We start from the raw sequence: 20997 nt of genomic DNA, 5'->3' as shown, positions 1-20997 counted from the left end.
GCAATGGTAAATATGCAAGCATCCGATAACCAAGATCCTAGTGATGGTGTTGCCATTATTGGCATGGTAGGAAGATTTCCTGGCGCTGGAAATGTCGATGAATTTTGGCGCAATCTGTGCGAGGGATTAGAATCAACGACTTTCTTTGAAGATGAAGAATTAGATCCTAGTATCGATCCGAACCTTTGCAAAGATCCTAGCTATGTAAAAGCTAGAGGGATAATTCCTGGGGGCGAAACCTTTGATGCCGCTTTTTTTGGCATTAATCCACTGGAAGCTGTGGTTATGGACCCACAGGCTAGAGTATTCCTAGAGTTGGTTTATGAAGCCCTAGAAAATGCTGGTTATGAATCAGAGTCTTTTGAGGGTTTGATTGGTTTATACGCTGGTTGTGGTCAAAATACTTATTTTGCTAACCATATTGCTGGTCGCATGGAAATTGTCGATCGCATCGGTGAGTTCCAAACGATGTTAGCCAATGAAAAAGACTTTTTAACCACCCGTGCGGCTTACAAACTCAACCTCAAAGGCCCAGCCGTTAGCGTCAATACAGCCTGTTCCACTTCTTTGGTAGCAGTCATTCAGGCTTGTCAAGCCTTAACCAGCTATCAGTGCGATTTGGCTTTGTCTGGTGGTGTATCTATGACTACACCCCAAAACAGCGGTTATGTGGCACAAGAAGGCAGTATGCTCTCTGGAGATGGGCATTGTCGTCCCTTTGATGCCAACGCTCAGGGCACAATGTTCAATAATGGCGCAGGAGTAGTTGTCCTCAAGCGTTTAGAAGATGCACTCCATGATGGCGATCGCATCTATGCCGTAATTCGAGGTTCTGGTATCAATAATGACGGCGCTGATAAGGTGAGCTTTACCGCTCCCAGCGTAGACGGACAAGCAGAGGCCATTGCAATGGCGCAAGCTTACGCTAACTTTCACCCAGAAACCATCTCTTATATTGAAGCTCACGGCACAGCTACACCTTTAGGCGATCCGATTGAAATTGAAGCGCTGACGCAAGCATTTCGGGTACATACAGATGCTAAACAATTTTGTGCGATCGGTTCTCTTAAAAGCAATGTCGGACATTTAGTTGCAGCGGCTGGAGTAGCAGGGTTAATTAAAACCGCTCTTGCCCTGCATTATAAAAAGATCCCACCAAGTCTAAATTTTGAGGCTCCCAATCCCAAAATTGACCTTGCCAACAGCCCCTTCTATGTAAATACCAAACTAGCTGAATGGTCGGAGGGTGAAACTTTGCGACGAGCCGGCGTGAGTTCTTTTGGTGTCGGTGGGACTAATGCTCATATCGTGCTAGAAGAAGCGCCACAAATCCAAAGTTCAGGATTTTCTCGCCCACAACAGCTATTGTTGCTCTCGGCAAAAACTAGTCAAGCTTTAGAGGCTGCAACAGCAAATTTGCAGCAACATTTACAATATAATGCCGAAATTAACTTAGCTGATGTAGCTTATACTTTACAGCGCGGGCGCAAAGCTTTTAATTACCGACGTAGTATAGTTTGTCACGATATCACAGATGCGATCGCAGCCCTGCAATCTTTAGATTCAAATCAAGTAAATACCCGTCATACAGAAATCCGCAATCCAGCCGTTGTCTTCATGTTCCCCGGACAAGGATCGCAATATGTGAACATGGGACTGAATCTCTACAACCACGAACCTGTATTCCAGGAAGCTGTAGATGAATGTGCTGAAATGCTTAAGCCTTTGTTGGGCAAGGATTTACGAGAAATCATCTATCCAGCACCGAGCGAGCGCGAAACTGCGGCTATCTCATTGCGACAAACCTGCTTTACCCAACCAGCACTATTCGTCATTGAATACGCTTTAGCGCAACTATGGCAAAGTTGGGGAGTCAAGCCCCAAGCCATGATTGGTCACAGTATTGGCGAATTTGTCGCCGCCTGTATTGCAGGTGTATTCACCTTAGAAGATGCGCTGATGTTGGTTGCAACTCGCGGTCGCTTAATGTGGGAGTTACCGGCAGGAGCTATGCTCTCAGTGCGCTTACCAGCCAAAGAGGTAGAGCCGCGATTGAGTGCAGAACTAGCGATCGCTGCAATTAATGGCCCTTCTCTGTGTGTAGTTTCTGGCCCCACAGAGGCGATCGCATCTCTTCAAAAACAATTAGAAAGCGAAGAAGTTATCTGTCGCCATTTACACACTTCCCACGCTTTCCACTCCCCAATGATGGATAGCATCATAGCCCCTTTTGCTGAGGTAGTTAGGAAAGTTAAATTATCGCCACCCCAAATTCCCTTTGTATCCACAGTTACCGCCGACTGGATTACAACCCAGCAAGCAACCGATCCGATGTATTGGGCTACACATCTACGTCAGACTGTGCGATTTGCAGAGGGCGTACAAACTCTATGGCAGCAGCCAGAACGCCTACTGTTAGAGGTGGGGCCGCGAATCACAACTACGACCTTAGCCCGCCAACAAGCAAAAGATATTAAACAACAGATTGCGATTCCTTCTTTAGGTGATAACGCCGAAAACGAAGCCGAATGGACGGCATTACTCAAAGCAGTAGGACAACTGTGGTTAGCAGGAGTATCTATTGACTGGAGCAACTTCTATCAAAGGGAAACGCGACAACGAATTCCTCTACCTACTTATCCCTTTGAACGCCAACGCTTCTGGATCGATCCTCCACCTCATCGCAATCGTGCAGCAACTCCCAAACTTTTAAATCCTCAATTATTAGAAAAGACCCAAATTATGACAACATCTCCTCAGCAAAAACTTATTCCTCTGCTCAAACAAATTATCGAAGAAACTTCAGGATTGGAAATTGCTAGTGTTGACGACTCGATAACATTTTTAGAAATGGGATTAGATTCCTTATCTCTGACACAAGTCGGGCTAGCGTTAAAGAAAAAATTTCAAGTCAAAGTCACACTTAGGCAGTTACTAGAAATTTACCCCAATTTAGGAACACTGGCTGACTTTATCAATTCAGCCTTGTCTCCCGAAACTTTATCCGCATTAGGATTAACAGAAACCGTTGCAGATATCGTTCCAGAAGTACCCTTGTCAGAACCTACACCTACAAGCACTTTGGTAGTTCATGAAGTTCATACAAATGGATCGAATGGATCTGCACCTAAGATTTCCCTACAACCTGCTGCATCTAGTAGCATCCTAGAAAGTGTGATTAATCAGCAGCTACAAATTATGAGCCAGCAATTGGCGCTATTGGGGAATAGCAGTCAATCTGTAACAGTCCCAGTTGTACCTGCGGCGATATCTCAAAATAATGGTGTCAAGCCACAAAATGCTGTATCTGTCCCCTCAACCCAAACCAGCAAAGAATCAGCATCAGTAGAAACAGAGTCAAATGGTGCTAAAAAGGCATTTGGTGCGGCTGCTCGAATTGAAAAGACCCAGACTAAAACTTTGACAGCCCAACAACGCACTCATCTAGATAAAATTATCCAAAGATATACAAAACGGACTCAAAAATCCAAAGAATATACTCAAACTCATCGCCCTTATCTGGCAGACCCAAGAACTGTTTCCGGGTTTAACCCGACGATGAAAGAGATGGTTTACCCCATCGTGGCGTCTCGTTCTTCAGGTTCTAAACTTTGGGATGTTGATGGCAATGAATATGTCGATTTAAGCAATGGCTTTGGCTTGAATTTGTTTGGTTGGTCGCCACCTTTCATTACTGAAGCAATTGAAGCACAACTGAAACTCGGTATGGAAATTGGGCCGCAAACTCCCTTAGTTGGAGAAGTGGCAAAGCTGATGTGTGAGTTGACCAACTTTGACCGAGCAGCTTTTTGCAACACAGGTTCGGAAGCGGTTCTAGGAGCGATGCGGATGGCACGCACCATCACAGGACGTAACTTGATTGCCATATTTTCTGGAGCTTATCACGGTATTTTGGATGAAGTAATTGTTCGAGGTACAAAGAAACTCCGGTCAATTCCTGCTGCTCCTGGTATCCCACCGGAAATGGTAGAGAACATTTTGGTGGTGGACTATGATTCGCCTGAGTCTCTAGAAATCCTCAGAAGTCGGGCTGATGAGTTAGCAGCAGTGATGGTGGAATCTGTGCAAAGCCGTCGTCCTGAATACCAGCCTAAAGAATTCCTTCAGCAATTGCGTGATTTCACGGAAGAAGCTGGTATTGCCCTGATTTTTGATGAAATCGTTACCGGATTCAGAATTCATCCAGGTGGCGCTCAAGCACATTTCGGTATCAAGGCGGACATAGCGACCTACGGTAAGATTGTGGGCGGTGGGCTACCAATTGGAGTCATTGCTGGCAAATCACAATATATGGATGCTTTAGATGGTGGCTTTTGGCAGTTTGGCGATGACTCCGTTCCAGAAGTAGGCGTGACTTACTTCGCCGGCACTTTCGTCCGCCATCCTTTAGCACTAGCAGCCGCCAAAGCAGTACTTCAACATTTAAAACAGAGTGGCCCCAGCTTGCAGCAAAATCTAAATGCCAGAACCGATAAGTTTGTAGCGGAACTCATGGGTTATTTCCAGCAAGTTCAGGCTCCGTTTACAGCTTATAATTTCGGCTCCCTGTTCATGGTGAAGTCTTTACCAGAGTTTCCCTACGGAGATTTACTGTTTTACTTGTTGCGGGATAAGGGAGTGCATACTTGGGATCACCGTCCTTGCTTCTTGACAACAGCCCATTCCGAAGCCGATCTGGCTTGCGTAATGGCAGCCTTTAAAGAAAGTATTGCCGAAATGCAGTCTGCTGGCTTCTTGTCTGCACCGCCTATAGAAGTAACAAACCGCGAAACCAATAACAGTTTACGTAATCGTCCTCCGCAACCTGATGCCAAATTAGGACGAGATCCTCAAGGAAATCCAGCCTGGTATATTCCCGATATTGAGCGTCCTGGGAAATATTTACAAGTCGCAAGTGTTTCCTGAAGTACTTTAAAAAATCAAGTGCATAGAAAGTGTAGTAAGCGTTAGTAATTTTTGCAAATAGTAAATACTCATCCATTTTTGTATGTCAGTTGATAATCTACTTGAACCGAGTTCTATTAAGTCCGATCCGAAGCTTCCCGAACAAATCATTGAAACTGATGTTTCAAACTTCCGGGAAAACTTCAACTCTTCTCACTTCATGTTTTCGCACAACCTTGCAGGACATCCTTTATTTGAGATCCCCCGCTTAGTTGAGCTTGCAAATACCATGCTAAGTCAGGGTAGAACAAATAAAATCCAGTCTTATATCAGCAAAGTCCCTGTTGAGCAAAAGTGGAATCAGCGACCTGGAATCAAGCAAATTAACGAGGCGATCGCACATATCGGTGAATCGGATTCTTGGGTCATGCTTGAAGATGTTCAAGTAGACCCAGAATATGCTGCCTTGGTCAACCAGATTATAACTGAACTCGAAACTCTTACAGGTAAACCCCTTCGGCAGCAGATGACGTGGCTAGGTGCTTACATCTTTATTGGTTCCCCAAATTCTATTACACCTTATCATATCGATAGTGAGTTGAATTTCCTGTTTCAAATTCAGGGCAAGAAAGATATGAGCCTCTTCAATCAAAGCGATCGTTCTGTACTGAGCGAAGAGGAAATTGAAAAATTTTATGTAGGCGACCTGAACGTAGCAAATTATAAAGAGGAGAATCAGAGTAAAGCGACTGTTTATCATTTGCAACCAGGTAAGGGACTCCATCATCCGATATTGGCACCCCATTGGGCCAAAAATGGTAATAATGTTTCTGTAGCTTTGAGTATCCTCTTTTATCTGCGACCTTACGATCTCAAAGCCAGAATATATCAGGTCAACAGCTACTTACGCAGACTGGGATTAAAACCCACTCCACCAGATAAATCTGCTTTGAAAGATCGGCTCAAAATTTTTGCTCTGGGTCTTCTATCCGATCGCCGACCGAAAAGTAAATTTATGATCCTGCGCTCTGGTGTATTAAAACTAAAATCTATTGAGGGGAAGTTAAAGCAATTTATCAACAAGATTGTGAAAAAATCTAATTTTCTCAAATGACTAATTATTAACTAGCCTGAATAATGAATTGGTGTTCTATAGCCATTCTAACTCATTTGTGAAATCTTTTCTTCTAGATACTTTGCGTAGCTTGTTTTTATACCGAAATAAGTGCTTTTTACATCCTCGGTTAACCAAAATAAATCAACTACGCATCTAATTTAAAAAAAGAATTTACAATTTAAATAAAATTGCTATAGATAGAAACTAAAACCAAAAATCTCAATGTATAAACACATCAAATCGCTCACTTCTTTACGCGGTATTGCAGCCTTGGTTGTTGTTGTACACCATTTTTCTTACTACGGTTTACCGATAACAGGTTCAACTTTGTCAACCTATACTAATTTTTTTCAAAATGGATATTTATGGGTTGATTTTTTCTTTATTCTGAGTGGTTTTATCATGACCCACGTTTATGCCGATACTTTTTGTTTGAAAGTCAGTTTAAAGAACTATCGTTCATATTTATTCTCGCGTTTTGCGAGAATTTATCCTCTGCATATATTTATTATTTTTCTATTTGTTGGATTAGAGGTTGTAAAATTACTTTTCCTAAACACTTCTGCTTTTACTGGTAAATTTAACTTAACGGCTCTTTTTTCCAATATTTTTTTTCTCCAAGCATTTGACTTCAAGTGCTTACCTTTATTATGGTGTAACACCTATTGGAATGAGCCAGCTTGGTCAATAAGTGTAGAGTTTTTCATTTACTGTATATTTCCATTTTTATTATTACTTTTATTAAAAAATAAATTCAAAAACGATTTGATAATTTATATTTCTACTCTTTTTTGTATATTACTACTAATCACCTTTACCCGTGGAAATTTAGATACGATTATTGGTATACCTTCGATAGCTAGATGTGGGCTAGAATGCATCCTTGGTATTATAACCTATAAAATTTATCATAGAGGTAATTATCAAAAGTATTTTAATCTTAATTTCCTGGCAGTTATAGCTATAACTTGGATAATTTTGATTATGCATTACTACTGGCATCATTCTCGTAACATTCATGATTGGCTAATTTTACCAGCTTTTTCTCTACTGATTTTATCTGTATCTATCAACAATAAAAGTATAATTTCAAAGTTTCTCAATTCCCAGTTAATGCTATATATCGGCACTATCTCTTACTCAATTTATATGGTTCATTGGTTTGTTCAAGAATTGTTAAAATTTTTCTGGCTTTATAAATTTCACGATGTTTTTGGCAAAGAATTCACAGAATATCAATCGTTGACATCTTTAGGAGTATTTCTTATGATTGTTTTATTGGCTGCATCATTGACATATAGATACGTAGAAGTCCCCGCACGTAATTATTTAAAATCTACAATCTTAGCTAAACAAGGTATTTAAAGTCAGGAATCTAAAAAAGATTTAGATTTATCCACATTCAATAAACTGAGAAAATAATAGAGTTTTATGACCTTATCACCTGTAGATTACCAATCGACATTAACTGCGGTTGATTTTGATCCATTTGCAGATGGAGAATTACTTCTAACCGCCCCCGCCACAGAATCACAAAAAGAAATTTGGGCTTCTGTGCAAATGGGTGATGCTGCTAATTGTGCTTATAATGAGTCTCAATCTCTGCGACTAAAAGGCAAACTTGATGTCAAACTTTTCCAATCTGCGGTGGAAAAGTTAGTACAACGTCATGAAGCACTACGGACAACTTTTAGTACCGATGGCAATACACTCTGCATTGTTGCTTCTCGGCAAATTGAAATTCCTATTATTGAACTGTCTAACCTAGAACCACAGCAAAAACAGGAAAAATTAGCTAGTATCTTGCGACAAGAGGTAGAGCAACCTTTTGATTTGGAACATGGGCCTCTATTTCGGGCAAAAATTGTCAAATTGCAGCCGCAGGAGCATCTAGCTATTTTGACAGCCCATCATATTATTTGTGATGGTTGGTCTTGGGCAGTACTGATGCCAGATTTGGGTAAATTTTATTCTGGCTTGCAACAGGGTATTGTTCCTGAATTAGAAGAACCAGACTACTTAAGTGAATATGCGATTTTGCAGGAAGAAGAGGCGGATAGTGCAGAAGCGATCGCCACAGAACAATACTGGTTACAACAATTCGCTGACTCTGTACCTGTACTGGATTTCCCTAGCGATCGCCCCCGTCCCCCACTCAGAACCTTTAATGCCGCCCGCGAAGATTGGCATTTAAATCCCGAATTAGTTGCCAACCTGAAACAACTAGGAACAAAACTCGGTTGTAGCTTTATGACTACGATCCTGGGAGGATTCGAGGTCTGGCTGCACCGATTAACAGGACAAAACGATTTAGTTGTAGGTATTCCAGCCGCCGGACAAGCTGCTTTAGGGCAATATAATCTTGTAGGTCACTGTGTAAATTTACTACCATTGCGTAGCCAGATTAATGGCGAAAAATCTTTCAGCGACTACTTGCAAACGCGGCGATCGGCTGTCTTAGATGCTTATGACCATCAACAATTTACCTTTGGCAGTCTGGTCAAAAAATTAGTATTGCCACGGGATTCCAGCCGCATTCCCTTAGTACCAATTATATTTAATGTCGATCAAGCCTTAGACAGCGATCGACTTCCGTTTATCGATTTAGAAGTAGAATTTTTCTCCAATCCCCGCGCCTTCGAGAATTTTGAACTGTTTATCAATGCTACGGAATCGCATGGTGAACTTATTCTGGAATGTCAGTACAACACTAATTTATTTGACGCTGATACTATCCGCCGCCGGATGGCAGAGTTTGAAACTTTGTTATTTGGTATAGTTGCTAACCCTAATCAAATTATTGCTAAATTGCCAATTTTGCCAGCAGTCGAGCAACAGTTATTAGCAGCATGGAACAATACTCAAACAGCTTATCCCCAAGATATCTGCATTCACCAGCTGTTTGAAACTCAAGTGGAAAAGACTCCAGATGCGATCGCTGTAGTTTTTGAAAATGAACAAATTAGCTACCGCGAACTCAATCAGCGAGCCAATCAACTAGCCCATTATCTCCAAAGCTTAGGAGTCGGCTCAGAAGTTCTGGTTGGTCTGTGTGTCGATCGCAGCTTGGAAATGGTTGTAGGAGTTTTAGGCATTCTCAAAGCCGGGGGAGCCTACGTACCATTAGATTATGCTTATCCTCAAGAACGTTTAGCTTTCATGCTGCAAGATGCTCAGGTGTCAGTGCTACTAACGCAAGAGAAGCTAAAGTCGGGGCTACCCAATCATCACGCAAAGATTGTTTGCCTTGATAGCAACTGGCAATCCACAGATTACGGGTTAGATAACCCAACACCTAACGTCACTGCTAATAACTTAGCCTACGTCATCTATACATCTGGCTCGACAGGTCAACCGAAAGGCGTTCAAATTCAACATCAAAGTGCTGTTAATCTGCTGAATGCGATCGCTCAAGAACCCGGTTTAACTGCTGAAGATACTCTCCTCTCTGTTACTAGCCTATCCTTTGATATTGCCGTTTCAGAAATTTTTCTACCCCTGTCTGTAGGTGCGAAGTTGGTATTGGTAAGCCGTGAAGTTGCGGCTGACGGGACACAACTGTTAAAAGCGCTAACCACCTCCGGGGCAACCTTTATGCAACCGACACCAGTTACTTGGCGGCTACTACTGGCAGCCGGATGGCAAGGTAGTCCTCAACTCAAGATGATTTCCACAGGTGAAGCCTTACCTAAAGACCTCGCAAATCAATTATTACCCAAGGGAGCTTGTCTGTGGAACCTGTACGGGCCTACAGAAACAACGATTTGGTCAACAGGCTACAAGGTGACAACGGCAAATAAACCTATAGGCATTGGTTGCCCTCTAGCTAATACGCAAATCTACATTTTAGACTCCCATTTACAACCCGTTCCCATTGGTATATCAGGTGAGTTGTATATTGGTGGCGAAGGACTAGCAAGGGGATATCTAAATCGTCCCGAACTGACTGCTGAAAGATTTATTTCTAATCCCTTCAGCCCAAACCCTGAATCGCGCTTATACAAAACTGGGGATTTAGCTCGCTATTTACCAGATGGACATATTGAATACTTGGGTCGTATCGACTATCAGGTAAAATTGCGTGGTTTCCGCATAGAATTGGGTGAAATTGAAACCGCACTCCTGCAACATCCAGGCGTAAAAGAAGCTGTTGTAATTGTTCGAGAAGACATTCCGAATGAGACTAGTTTAGTCGGTTATATTGTTGCCGAAACTGGTCAAGATAGCTTGGAAGTGATTTCGCAATTGCGTCGATTCTTGAAACAACAACTTCCTGACTTTATGGTGCCAACGATTTTTATGGCACTAGAAGCGATGCCGTTAACCCCCAATGGCAAAGTCGATCGCAAGGCATTGCCGCAGCCTGATGCTTCCCGCCCGGAACTGGAGGCAAATTATGTAGCGCCTCGCACTCCCATTGAACAGCAGATTGCAGATATCTGGGCACAAGTTCTTAATGTCAAGCAGGTTGGGATTAACGACAACTTTTTTGAATTAGGTGGGTATTCTCTACTAGGAATTCAAGTGATTTCTCGAATGCGCCAAGCGTTGCAAGCAGAAATTTTGATGTCCAATTTATTTGAATTACCAACGGTAGCAGATTTGGCTGAACGAGTGGAAACTCTGCGGTGGGCAGCCCAAGGTGTTCAGGCTGCTGAGAGTGAAACAGCTGATGATTACGAGGAAGGTGAGCTATGAAAACATTAGATGAACTACTATCTGAGCTACGTCAGCGCGATGTCAAACTTTGGCTAGAGGGCGAACGCTTACGCTATCGGGCGGCAAAAGATAGTCTCACACCAGAATTGCTAACCGAGTTAAAAACTCAAAAAGCCGAAATCATCAACTTTCTCCGACAAATTAACACAGCCGCCAGTTCACAGATTCCCCCAATTGTCGCTTGTGAACGGAATGGCAACTTGCCGCTTTCCTTTGGTCAGCAACGGATATGGTTCCTCCATCAGTTTGAACCTGATAGTTCCTCAAATAATATGCCAGTTGTGGTGCGTTTTACGGGGAATCTGAATGTTGCTGTCTTAGAGAAAAGTTTAAGAGAAGTCGTCCGTCGCCATGAAGTTCTGCGGACAACTTTTCCAGCAGTGAATGGAAAACCCACTCAAGTCATCGCCACCGATGTTTCCTTGACACTGCCAATAATTGACTTGCGGCAAGTACCAGATGAACAACGAGAGGCGGAAGCTCACCTACTGGCAACTAAAGAAGCTCATCAACCTTTTGATTTAGCCAATGGGCCAATTTTGCGGGTGTTACTGCTGCGATTGAGCGATCGCGAACATCTGCTAATTTGGAATATGCACTGCATAGTTTGTGATGGAGCTTCGTCCGATCTGTTCTATCAAGACCTCACTACCATCTATAAAGCATTATCAGCAGGAAAGGTTTCTCCTTTAACTCCCTTACCAGTGCAGTATGCTGATTTTACCAATTGGCAATATCAATGGCTCCAGGGAGAGGTTTTAGAGTCACAGGTAAATTACTGGAAGCAAAAGCTAGAAGGCAATTTACCGATCATTGATTTACCTTACGATCGCCCCCGTCCTCAAGGAGTGCAAACCTATCGAGGCGATCGCGCTGCCTTGCTGCTATCAAAGGCGCTGAACCATGCCCTGACAGACCTGAGTCAAAAATGGAGTGTCACCCTGTTCATGACTCTATTGGCAGCATTCGAGCTATTGCTCTACCGTTATTCTGGACAAGAAGACCTACTAATTAACTTTGCAAGTGCAGGTCGAGGACAAGTTGAAACCGAGGGGCTGATTGGATTTTTTTCTAATACTCTTGTACTGCGGAGTAACTTTGCAGGAAATCCAACTTTCCGAGAATTATTAGAGCGAGTGCGTAAGGATTGTTTAGAAGCTTATACCCATCAAGACCTACCCTTTGAGAAGCTAATTGAAGAACTTAAACCAGAACAGCGAAGTCGCAATAGTTCGCCACTGTTTCAAGTAAAATTCTCCCTCAATCCTCCTTGGTCGAATGGTCGTGGCATGGCATCAGTGCAACTACCTGATTTGACTATCACTTCTTTATTTGGCTACATCTATCATGGCAAAACCAAATACGATTTAACATTGGTCTTGCGGGAACAGGATAATGGTCTAGGCATGGTATTTGATTACAATGCCGAGATGTTTGATGCCAGTACCATAGAGCGGATGTTGGGACACTTCAAAACTTTACTCGAAGGTATTGTTGCTAATCCCGATCGCCCGATTGCTGAATTACCCCTGTTGACAGCACCCGAACAACATCAATTGTTAGTTGAGTGGAATAGCAAACTAGCTGATTATCCCCAGCATACTTGTATACATCAGTGGTTTGAAACTCAAGCTAAAAGAACTCCAAATAATATTGCAGTCAGTTTTAAAAATCAGCAATTAACTTATCAGGAACTTAACCACCGGGCAAATCAACTAGCCTACTATTTGCAAACTTTAGGGGTAGAATCGGGGGTACTCATTGGTCTTTATCTAGAGCCTTCCCTGGAGATGATTGTGGGGCTGTTGGGTATTTTGAAAGTCGGTGGAACTTACGTACCGATCGCTCCAACATCTGGGCAAGATGGTCTGACTGTCATTTTAGAAGATGCCCAAATATCTTTGGTGTTAACCCAAAGCTCATTAGTTAAGAAGCTCTCTGAGCATCAAGCACAAGCTATCTGTTTGGATAGTGATTGGGAAGTTATTGCCGTACACGTGACTGAAAATCCAGAAAGTTATGGCACAGATCGGACTCTCGCTTGTGTAATGTATGTGTCCGGCTCCAATGGAAAACCCAACGGTATAGCTATTACCCACGATAATCTTGTCAGCCACAGCTTAGCAATTAGCGAAACTTGGGAGTTGACCCAGAGCGATCGCCTACTACTCATACCTAATATCAGTTGCGATACTTTCATTGAATCACTCTTTCCCACTTGGATTACTGGTGCTACTGCAATTCTCCAATCTCAGGAGATGCAATCGACGACGCAGTTTTTCCCATTCATTGCTCAACAACAAATTACTGTTGTTAATCTAGCCACGTCTTTTTGGTATGAGTTAGTCAAGGAGCTATCTGTGTCTCCCCAAAGCTTACCAGCCAGCTTGCGCTTAGTTATGGTTGGTGGTGAAAAAGTCTCACGCCATGCTTATCTAACTTGGGTAGAAAAAGTTGGCAAGCAAGTACGCTGGCTGAATGCTTATGGAGCGCTAGAAACAACTTTAACAGCCACGGTTTACGATCCGGAAACTGCCACCGAAGCCAGTAACACTCGGTCAGAAATTCCCATAGGAAAAGCGATCGCCAATACCCAAATCTACATCCTCGATCGGCGATCGCAATTCCTCCCTATTGGTGTAACTGGTGAAATCTACATCAGCAGTATCGGTGTTACCCAAGGCTACTTTAAGCGTCCCGAATTAACATCTGAGAAATTTATCCCCAATCCCTTTAGCAGCGAATCTGGAGCATACCTTTACAGAACTGGTGATTTAGGACGCTACTTAAGTGACGGCAATATTGAGTTTTTAGGCCGCTTAGACAATCAGGTAAAAATTCGCGGCTTTCGCATTGAGTTGGCTGAAATTGAAACAATTTTGGGTCAATATCCAGGCGTACAAAAAACTGTGGTGATTGCCAAAGAAGATGTTCTTGGAGATAAAAGTTTAGTTGCTTATGTTGTCCCCGAACAAGGAGAGACTTTTGGAAGTGAGCAACTGCGGAGTTTTCTCCAGCAAAAGTTACCTGAACATTTGTTGCCTTCTGCCTTTTTCATAGTTGATTCTCTGCCATTGAATGCTAATAACCAAGTCAATCGCAAAGCCTTATCTGCGCTGAATCTAACTAATTCTAAAATAGAAAAAATATTTGCCACAGCAGAAGATCCATTACAACTTCAGTTAACTAAAATCTGGGAAAATCTTTTAGGTATTCATCCTATTGGCATAAAAGACAACTTTTTTGATTTGGGTGGAAACTCACTACTTGCAGTACACCTGTTTTCTCAGATTGAAAAGACATTTGGTTTAAATCTGCCCTTAGCTATTCTCTTGCAATCTTCAACCATTGAGCAATTAACTAATTTTATTCGCCAGCAAGGGTTTTTGCCAGAAAGCCATAATCAGGTTGAGAGTAATACTAGTATCAACTCAGAAAAACCGATGCCTTGGTCATCACTAGTACCAATGCAGCCCAACGGTTCTAAGCCACCTCTGTTTTGCATCCATGCAATTGGTTTAAGTGTTCTCTACTACCGAGATTTATCACTTCATTTAGGTGAAAATCAGCCATTTTATGCACTACAAGCACGAGGATTAAACGGCAAAGAAGCTCCCTTTACCAAGCTTGCACAAATGGCGGCTCATTACATCAAAGAAATACAAACTATTCAACCTGAAGGCCCTTATTTTTTGGGTGGCTCCTCCTTTGGCGGACTAGTAGCTTGGGAAATGGCTCAACAACTCGTAAAGCAAGGTCAAAAAGTAGCTTTGTTAGCTTTATTTGATACCACTGGCCCAAATTATATTAAACAAGCGCCATTAGAAAAGCGAGTTTCTCAGCATTGGGACAACCTGACAAAACTTGGGACTAATTACGTACTTGAGCAAATAAGAAATAAAAGTTCTTGGCTGAAGTATAAACTTCAAGAGAAGTTCCGAAAATTTATCTTTAAATTTTCCTTAAGAATCTGGCGGACTGTACCTTATAACTACCGGAAATTAACAATCGAAGAGGCCAATAAACAGGCAGCTAGAGAATACGTTCTAAAAGCTTATCCAGGTCGAGTCACTGTATTCCGAGCAGATGAGCGCAATGCATTGGAAAAACGGGAGGTTGACCCCAAAATGGGTTGGAGTGAAATGGTCTTGGGAGATTTGGATATTCAAAATGTCCCAGGAAACCACGACTCTATTTTTAGAGAACCCCATGCCCGAACTCTAGCTGAAAAGATGAGGGCTTGTATAGATCGAGCTATTGTAGACATCTGAAATTCATTTAATTTGCAGAAATAGTTATAACTTTCAACCTCATCTCGCTTCCGGGATGGGGTTGTTTTATTTGTGGGGAATAACTTTAACTATCTATGTATAAATTCAATCGCCATTCAAGCCCTGACATCAGTCGCAATCTGGAAAATACTTAGTATATCTACTGAGGCTTGAATAAAAATCAGACAATAAGCTATATAGTACATTCTTCTCTTTTACTAGAAAAGAATATTACTTTTACAAACTATTTTGCAATCTCAAGGGAAATATGACGCAGAAAATCTTGAATTTTGTAGAAGTTCAAAAAGATAATACAAATGGTGTCGATGGGCTTGGTGGTGCTAAATCCCTCACCGTCAGCCCCGATGGAAAATTCCTCTATGCATCTGGATATAGTGGCTCGGCTGTAGCGGTATTTGAGCGGGATACAACCACAGGCAAACTAAGTTTTGTGGAAGTTCAAAAAGATAATACAAATGGTGTCGATGGGCTTGGTGGTGCTAAATCCCTCACCGTCAGCCCCGATGGAAAATTCCTCTATGCTGCTGGATATGATGACTCGGCTGTAGCTGTGTTTGAGCGGGATACAACCACAGGCGCACTAAGTTTTGTAGAAGTTCAACAAGATGATACAAATGGTGTCGATGGACTTGGTGGTGCTGAATTCCTCACAGTCAGCCCCGATGGAAAATTCCTCTATGCTGCTGGATATGATGACTCGGCTGTAGCTGTGTTTGAGCGGGATACAACCACAGGCGCACTAAGTTTTGTAGAAGTTCAACAAGATGATACAAATGGTGTCGATGGACTTGGTGGTGCTGAATTCCTCACAGTCAGCCCCGATGGAAAATTCCTCTATGCTGCTGGATATGATGACTCGGCTGTAGCTGTGTTTGAGCGGGATACAACCACAGGCGCACTAAGTTTTGTAGAAGTTCAACAAGATGATACAAATGGTGTCGATGGACTTGGTGGTGCTGAATTCCTCACAGTCAGCCCCGATGGAAAATTCCTCTATGCTGCTGGATATGATGACTCGGCTGTAGCTGTGTTTGAGCGGGATACAACCACAGGCAAACTGAGTTTTGTGGAAGTTCAAAAAGATGGTATCAGTAGTGTCGATGGGCTTGGTGGTATCTATTCTGTCACAGTCAGCCCCGATGGAAAATACCTCTATGCTGCTGGATATGATGACTCGGCCGTAGCTGTGTTTGAACGGGATACAACCACAGGCAAACTAAGTTTTGTTGAAGTTCAAAAAGATGATACAGATGGTGTCGATGGACTTGGTGGTGCGGCTTCTGTAACTCTCAGCTCCGATGGCAAATACCTTTATACTGCTGGATATGATGACTCGGCGGTGGCGCTGTTTAGTACGCCTTTCAATCATGCGCCAGAGGTGGCAAATGAAATTCTTGACCAAGAAACCACCGAAGATAGTGTCTTCAATTTCACCCTTCCAGTTGACACCTTTAGCGATGCAGATGTTGAAGATACCCTGACTTACACTGCAACTCTAGAAAATGATGACCTACTGCCTACTTGGTTAAAGTTCGATCCTGCTACCCTTACCTTCAGTGGGACTCCGACAAAAAAGGATGTAGGTAATCTAAACATCAAAGTCACTGCTAAAGATATTGCTGGAGAGGAAGCTAGTGATATATTTACACTTGGAGTTGCCGATAAAAATACTCCTACTACTCTATTCACATTAATTACAGGCGATATCTTTAGTGTCAAGACTAAGCTGAAGACTAAAGGCAATAAAGCAAAAATCTCCATCAAAATTAAAACCAGCACTTTTAAACAGGTGAATGAACTGTGTGTATTTAATGTTGATGATGATGAAGGTAAGATTGATGGCATAGCTCCTGGTGCAGAAGGCTATACAAAAGCTGCTCTTTTACGCTCCAAGGTGATTTTCTTCTCCCTTGCTAATATGCCCAAGGGTTTCAAGCATGACGATGTGAATAACGTCTTAGAATTTGACTCTGATACCAAACTCCGATTCTATAGCGTATCCAACAGTACTACTCAGGCTGTACTGTCTGGAAAAGCCTCTTTTTCAAGTGTCGTTTTTTCCTCAGCCACAAATACCAACACACAAGAGGAAGGGTTTTCTCTCAACTTCCAAGATTTCGCTGTAACGGTTCAGGCAACAAATCAAGAAATATCTTTGGGTACAAATTTGCAAGGCAAAAAGGAAGGCGAACTGATTGATTTACGGGGTGTAGGACAATCGGTAAAGGCTGACTTTAAGGTTTATAGAGAAGCTGCATTGAATAACTTTGTCGGTTTTTATCAGGTGGCTGATGAGAATGGTGGCATTGACACCAATAGCGATGGTAAAGCAGATATTCTCGTTGGACAAGCAGGTTATGCCGAAGCCGCTGTGCGTAAACGTGTTACAGGCGTTGACTTGACGGTAAGCAATCAAGGTTCGGCAACATCTACCAGCACTTTCGGAACTGATTCGCTATTTGCACCCTTTATTATTATCAATGGTAAAGCGGATAAGTTTCTTGATAATAATGCCAATAACGATCCGAAGATTTACTTCTCATTTTTGGGTGCTAACTCAGATAAGGTAGATCACATTCGACTGTTGGGAAATAACACCTTTGGTTTTGAAGATTTAGCCAATGGTGGTGATAAAGATTATAACGATATGATTGTGCAGATCAATTTGAGTGTCAATATTGCCTAGCTCGAAGGCGAGTAATTACTTAGAAAAATAATACAACCTCATCCCGGTTGCGGGGTGAGGTTGTTTTCTGCATGGCGATTACATGGGATCATATATGTATAAATGCGATCGCCAATAAAACCTTTGCATCAGTCCTAAACCTGTGCATCAGCGTGTTACAGGCATTTTTTGACGGTGAATAACCAAAAGACAGTTAATTACACCGCGACTTTCAAAGCTGATTCTCTGTTTGCGCCATTTATTATTATTGATGGTATGGTAATATCGAGCCGAAAGTTTAGGCAGTATATTTACTGAAGTTTACCATTAGCTTTTTATATTTATATTAAGATTCCAATTTAATTTTTGAAAACATCCTGAGACTGAAAAGCCGGTTTTATCAGGATTTTATCTAAAATCTTGTTCAGATATCAAATATGATTCTTATATCAGTTTAATAATTGACTCCTTGGCTATGCCAAAAAAATCCTGCTTCTACGTGATTTCCAGGATATAGCACACAACGGCTGCAACGAAAAAACTATTAATTAATAAGAGTAATTATGTCAGACACCATCTCGATGGCGATCGCTACCCAATCAACTCAAGACTTGTATGAGCCAATACCTGCTACTCACTTAGTTTTCATCGACTCACAGGTTGAGAACTACCAAAGTCTGGTAGCAGGTGTATTGCCGAACACCTCTGTTGTAGTCTTAGACCCTGACCAGAATGGCATTGAACAAATTAGCCAAGTGCTGGGAACTCATCGGGAAATCAACAGCCTACACATTGTTTCTCACGGCGCACCAGGGCAAGTTTATCTGGGGAACAGTCAACTCAGCTACCAAACCCTTAACCATTATGCTCGGCAACTCATGGACTGGGCAAATGTTTTGAGTGCAGATGCACAACTGCTGTTGTATGGTTGCGAAGTCGGGCAAACAGAGCAAGGTAAAGCATTTGTACAACGTCTGAGTGAATTGACAGGTGCAGTAGTAGCGGCGTCTGATAACTTAACGGGGAGTACTGCATTAGGTGGTGACTGGGAACTGGAAGTTTCTACGGGGACAATTGTTCCAACTCTGGCATTTCAGCCAGAAGTAATGGCAGTTTACGCTTCAGTACTAACTGCTCCACTCTTGTCCAAGGCGATCGCAGACCAAAAAGCCACCCCAGGTATTCTCTTCAGCTTCGCTGTACCAGATGACATTTTCACCGATCCAGATGTCGGAGATAGCCTTACCTACACTGCAACTCTGGACAACGATACGCCTTTGCCGACAGGGTTGAAGTTCGATGCTGCTACCAAGACTTTCAGTGGTACTCCCGATAATGGGGACGTAGGTAGTCTAAACATCAAAGTTACCGCTAAGGATGTTGGTGGAGAAACAGCCAGTGATGTGTTTAAACTCACTGTTGATACTCCTCCAGTCTTGTCCAAGGCGATCGTAGACCAACAAGCCACTCAAGGTATTCTCTTCAGCTTCACTGTACCAGATGACACTTTTACTGACCCAGATGTCGGAAATACCCTTACCTACACTGCAACTCTGCCCGACGATACGCCTTTGCCGACAGGGTTGAAGTTCGATGCTGCTACTAGGACTTTCAGTGGCACTCCTGAAAATCAAGACGTAGGTAGTATAAACATCAAAGTTACCGCTCAAGATTTTGCAGGAGAGCAAGCCAGTGATGTGTTTAAAATCACGATTAATAATGTCAACGATCCTCCAGTCTTAGTAAAAGAAATTGCAGACCAACAAGTTACCGAAGACACACTTTTCAACTTCACTCTCCCAGCTGACACCTTTAGCGATGTGGATGCTGGAGACATCCTCACCTACACTGCAACCCTGGAAAATGATGAGCTACTACCCACTTGGTTGAACTTCAATCCTACTACCTTTACCTTCAGTGGTACTCCTGAGAATGAGGACGTAGGTAGTTTGAATATCAAAGTCACAGCTAAGGATATTGCTGGAGAGGAAGCCAGTGATGTGTTTCAACTTACGGTTGCTGACAATACTCCTGTAGTGACAATTACAGGTGATATCTTTAGTGTCAAGACTAAGCTGAACATTAAAGATGATAAAGCAAAACTCTCAGTCAAGATTAAAAACAACACCTCTAAAGAGGTGAATGAACTAAATGTATTTACTGTTGACGATGAAGAAGGTAGGATTAACGGCATAGCTCCTGGTGCAGAAGGCTATACACAAGCGGCTCTTTTGCGTTCAAAGGTGGTTTTCTCCACTCTTGCCAATTTGCCTAATGGTTTTAATCCCGCCGACCTGAAAAACATATTAGAATTCAACTCTGATACTAAACTCAGATTTTATCTAGTATCCAACAGTACTACTCAAGCTGTAGTGTCTGGAAAAACCCCCTTCTCAAGTGTGCTTTTTTCCTCAGGTACAAATAACAACATAGAAGCTCAAGGATTTTCTCTTAATTTTCAGAATTTGGTAGTGGATATTCAGCCAACCAATCAAGAGGTATCTTTAGGTACTGGTCTGCAAGGCGAATATCAAGGCGAACTGATTGATTTACGGAGTGTGACACAATCGGTAACAGCTGAGTTTCAAGTCAACAGAGAGGCATCTTACAATAACTTTGTCGGCTTTTATCAGGTGGCTGATGAAAATGGTGGTATTGACACCAATGGCGATGGTACGGCAGATATTCTCGTTGGCCAGGCTGGCTACGCCGAAGCTGCTGTGCGTGGGCGTGTTGCAGGCATTGACTTGACGGTAGGCAACCAAGGCAGTGCAAATTACACTGGCACTTTCGAGCCGAATTCTTTGTTTGCACCATTTATTATTGTGGATGGCAGACCCGATACGATTCTCAATGGCAATAGCAATAAGAATGTTTACTTCACATTTTTAGGTGCTAATTCAGATAAGGTAGATCACATTCGACTATTGGGAAATAACACCTTTGGTTTTGAGGATTTACCAAATGGTGGTGACAAAGATTACAACGATGTGATTGTGCAGGTCAATTTGAGTGCCAATCTTGCCTAGTATTGAAGGCGAGTAATTACTTAGAAAAATAAAACAACCTCATGCCGCAACCGGGATGAGGTTGTTTTATGCGTAGTGATTAAATGGACTCGCTATTAATTAAACTAGTAAATTTACTGAAGGCAGTTATTGTCTTTCCTTCATAAATTTAATAGTTGATTCCTCTAGGGTGAAAAAATCTTCCGCTTTACTTTTCAAGTTAATTTTTATTAAATTAAGCTAGCAAAAAAGTGATGGAGAATTATTTCATAATTAGGTATAGGTGATGTT

At 42.2% G+C, this 20997-nt stretch carries 7 protein-coding genes; all 7 read left to right on the top strand.

The features are described 5' to 3' along the window. Positions 1-3: 3 nt before the first annotated feature. Positions 4-4926 carry an aminotransferase class III-fold pyridoxal phosphate-dependent enzyme gene (locus RMZ42_RS22700; RefSeq protein WP_416211831.1) on the top strand — a complete coding sequence of 1641 codons (4923 nt, stop codon included), beginning with the start codon at positions 4-6 and terminating at the stop codon, positions 4924-4926. Positions 4927-5008: 82 nt separating this feature from the next. Next, positions 5009-6019 carry a cupin-like domain-containing protein gene (locus RMZ42_RS22695; protein ID WP_322673534.1) on the top strand — a complete coding sequence of 337 codons (1011 nt, stop codon included), beginning with the start codon at positions 5009-5011 and terminating at the stop codon, positions 6017-6019. A gap of 225 nt (positions 6020-6244) precedes the next feature. Then, on the top strand, positions 6245-7387 hold the full coding sequence (locus RMZ42_RS22690) for an acyltransferase (RefSeq protein WP_322673533.1): 1143 nt from the start codon (positions 6245-6247) through the stop codon (positions 7385-7387). A gap of 66 nt (positions 7388-7453) precedes the next feature. Then, entirely contained in the window at positions 7454-10720 is a 3267-nt protein-coding gene (locus tag RMZ42_RS22685) for an amino acid adenylation domain-containing protein (RefSeq protein WP_322673532.1), read from the top strand. Further along, a complete protein-coding gene (locus RMZ42_RS22680; RefSeq protein ID WP_322673531.1) occupies positions 10717-15012 on the top strand; it encodes an amino acid adenylation domain-containing protein in 4296 nt (1431 codons plus the stop codon). Before RMZ42_RS22685 ends, RMZ42_RS22680 begins: the two co-directional genes overlap by 4 nt. Before the next feature lie 268 nt (positions 15013-15280). Further along, positions 15281-17719 (top strand): beta-propeller fold lactonase family protein, encoded by a 2439-nt coding sequence (locus RMZ42_RS22675; RefSeq protein WP_322673530.1) that lies wholly within the window; start codon positions 15281-15283, stop codon positions 17717-17719. Positions 17720-18261: 542 nt separating this feature from the next. Continuing rightward, entirely contained in the window at positions 18262-20727 is a 2466-nt protein-coding gene (locus RMZ42_RS22670) for a putative Ig domain-containing protein (protein ID WP_322673529.1), read from the top strand. The last annotated feature ends 270 nt before the right edge of the window (positions 20728-20997 follow it).

This window comes from Nostoc sp. DedQUE05 (assembly GCF_034530955.1).
In the GTDB taxonomy this organism is placed as follows: Bacteria; Cyanobacteriota; Cyanobacteriia; order Cyanobacteriales; family Nostocaceae; genus Nostoc.
This window is presented reverse-complemented; position numbering and strand designations above follow the sequence as displayed.

Bases quoted from the DNA above. Each gene is read 5' to 3' on its own strand.
- RMZ42_RS22695 (WP_322673534.1), top strand. From the start codon at position 5,009: ATGTCAGTTGATAATCTACTTGAACCGAGTTCTATTAAGTCCGATCCG.
- RMZ42_RS22690 (WP_322673533.1), top strand. From the start codon at position 6,245: ATGTATAAACACATCAAATCGCTCACTTCTTTACGCGGTATTGCAGCC.
- RMZ42_RS22680 (WP_322673531.1), top strand. From the start codon at position 10,717: ATGAAAACATTAGATGAACTACTATCTGAGCTACGTCAGCGCGATGTC.
- RMZ42_RS22685 (WP_322673532.1), top strand. From the start codon at position 7,454: ATGACCTTATCACCTGTAGATTACCAATCGACATTAACTGCGGTTGAT.
- RMZ42_RS22670 (WP_322673529.1), top strand. From the start codon at position 18,262: ATGTCAGACACCATCTCGATGGCGATCGCTACCCAATCAACTCAAGAC.
- RMZ42_RS22675 (WP_322673530.1), top strand. From the start codon at position 15,281: ATGACGCAGAAAATCTTGAATTTTGTAGAAGTTCAAAAAGATAATACA.
- RMZ42_RS22700 (WP_416211831.1), top strand. From the start codon at position 4: ATGGTAAATATGCAAGCATCCGATAACCAAGATCCTAGTGATGGTGTT.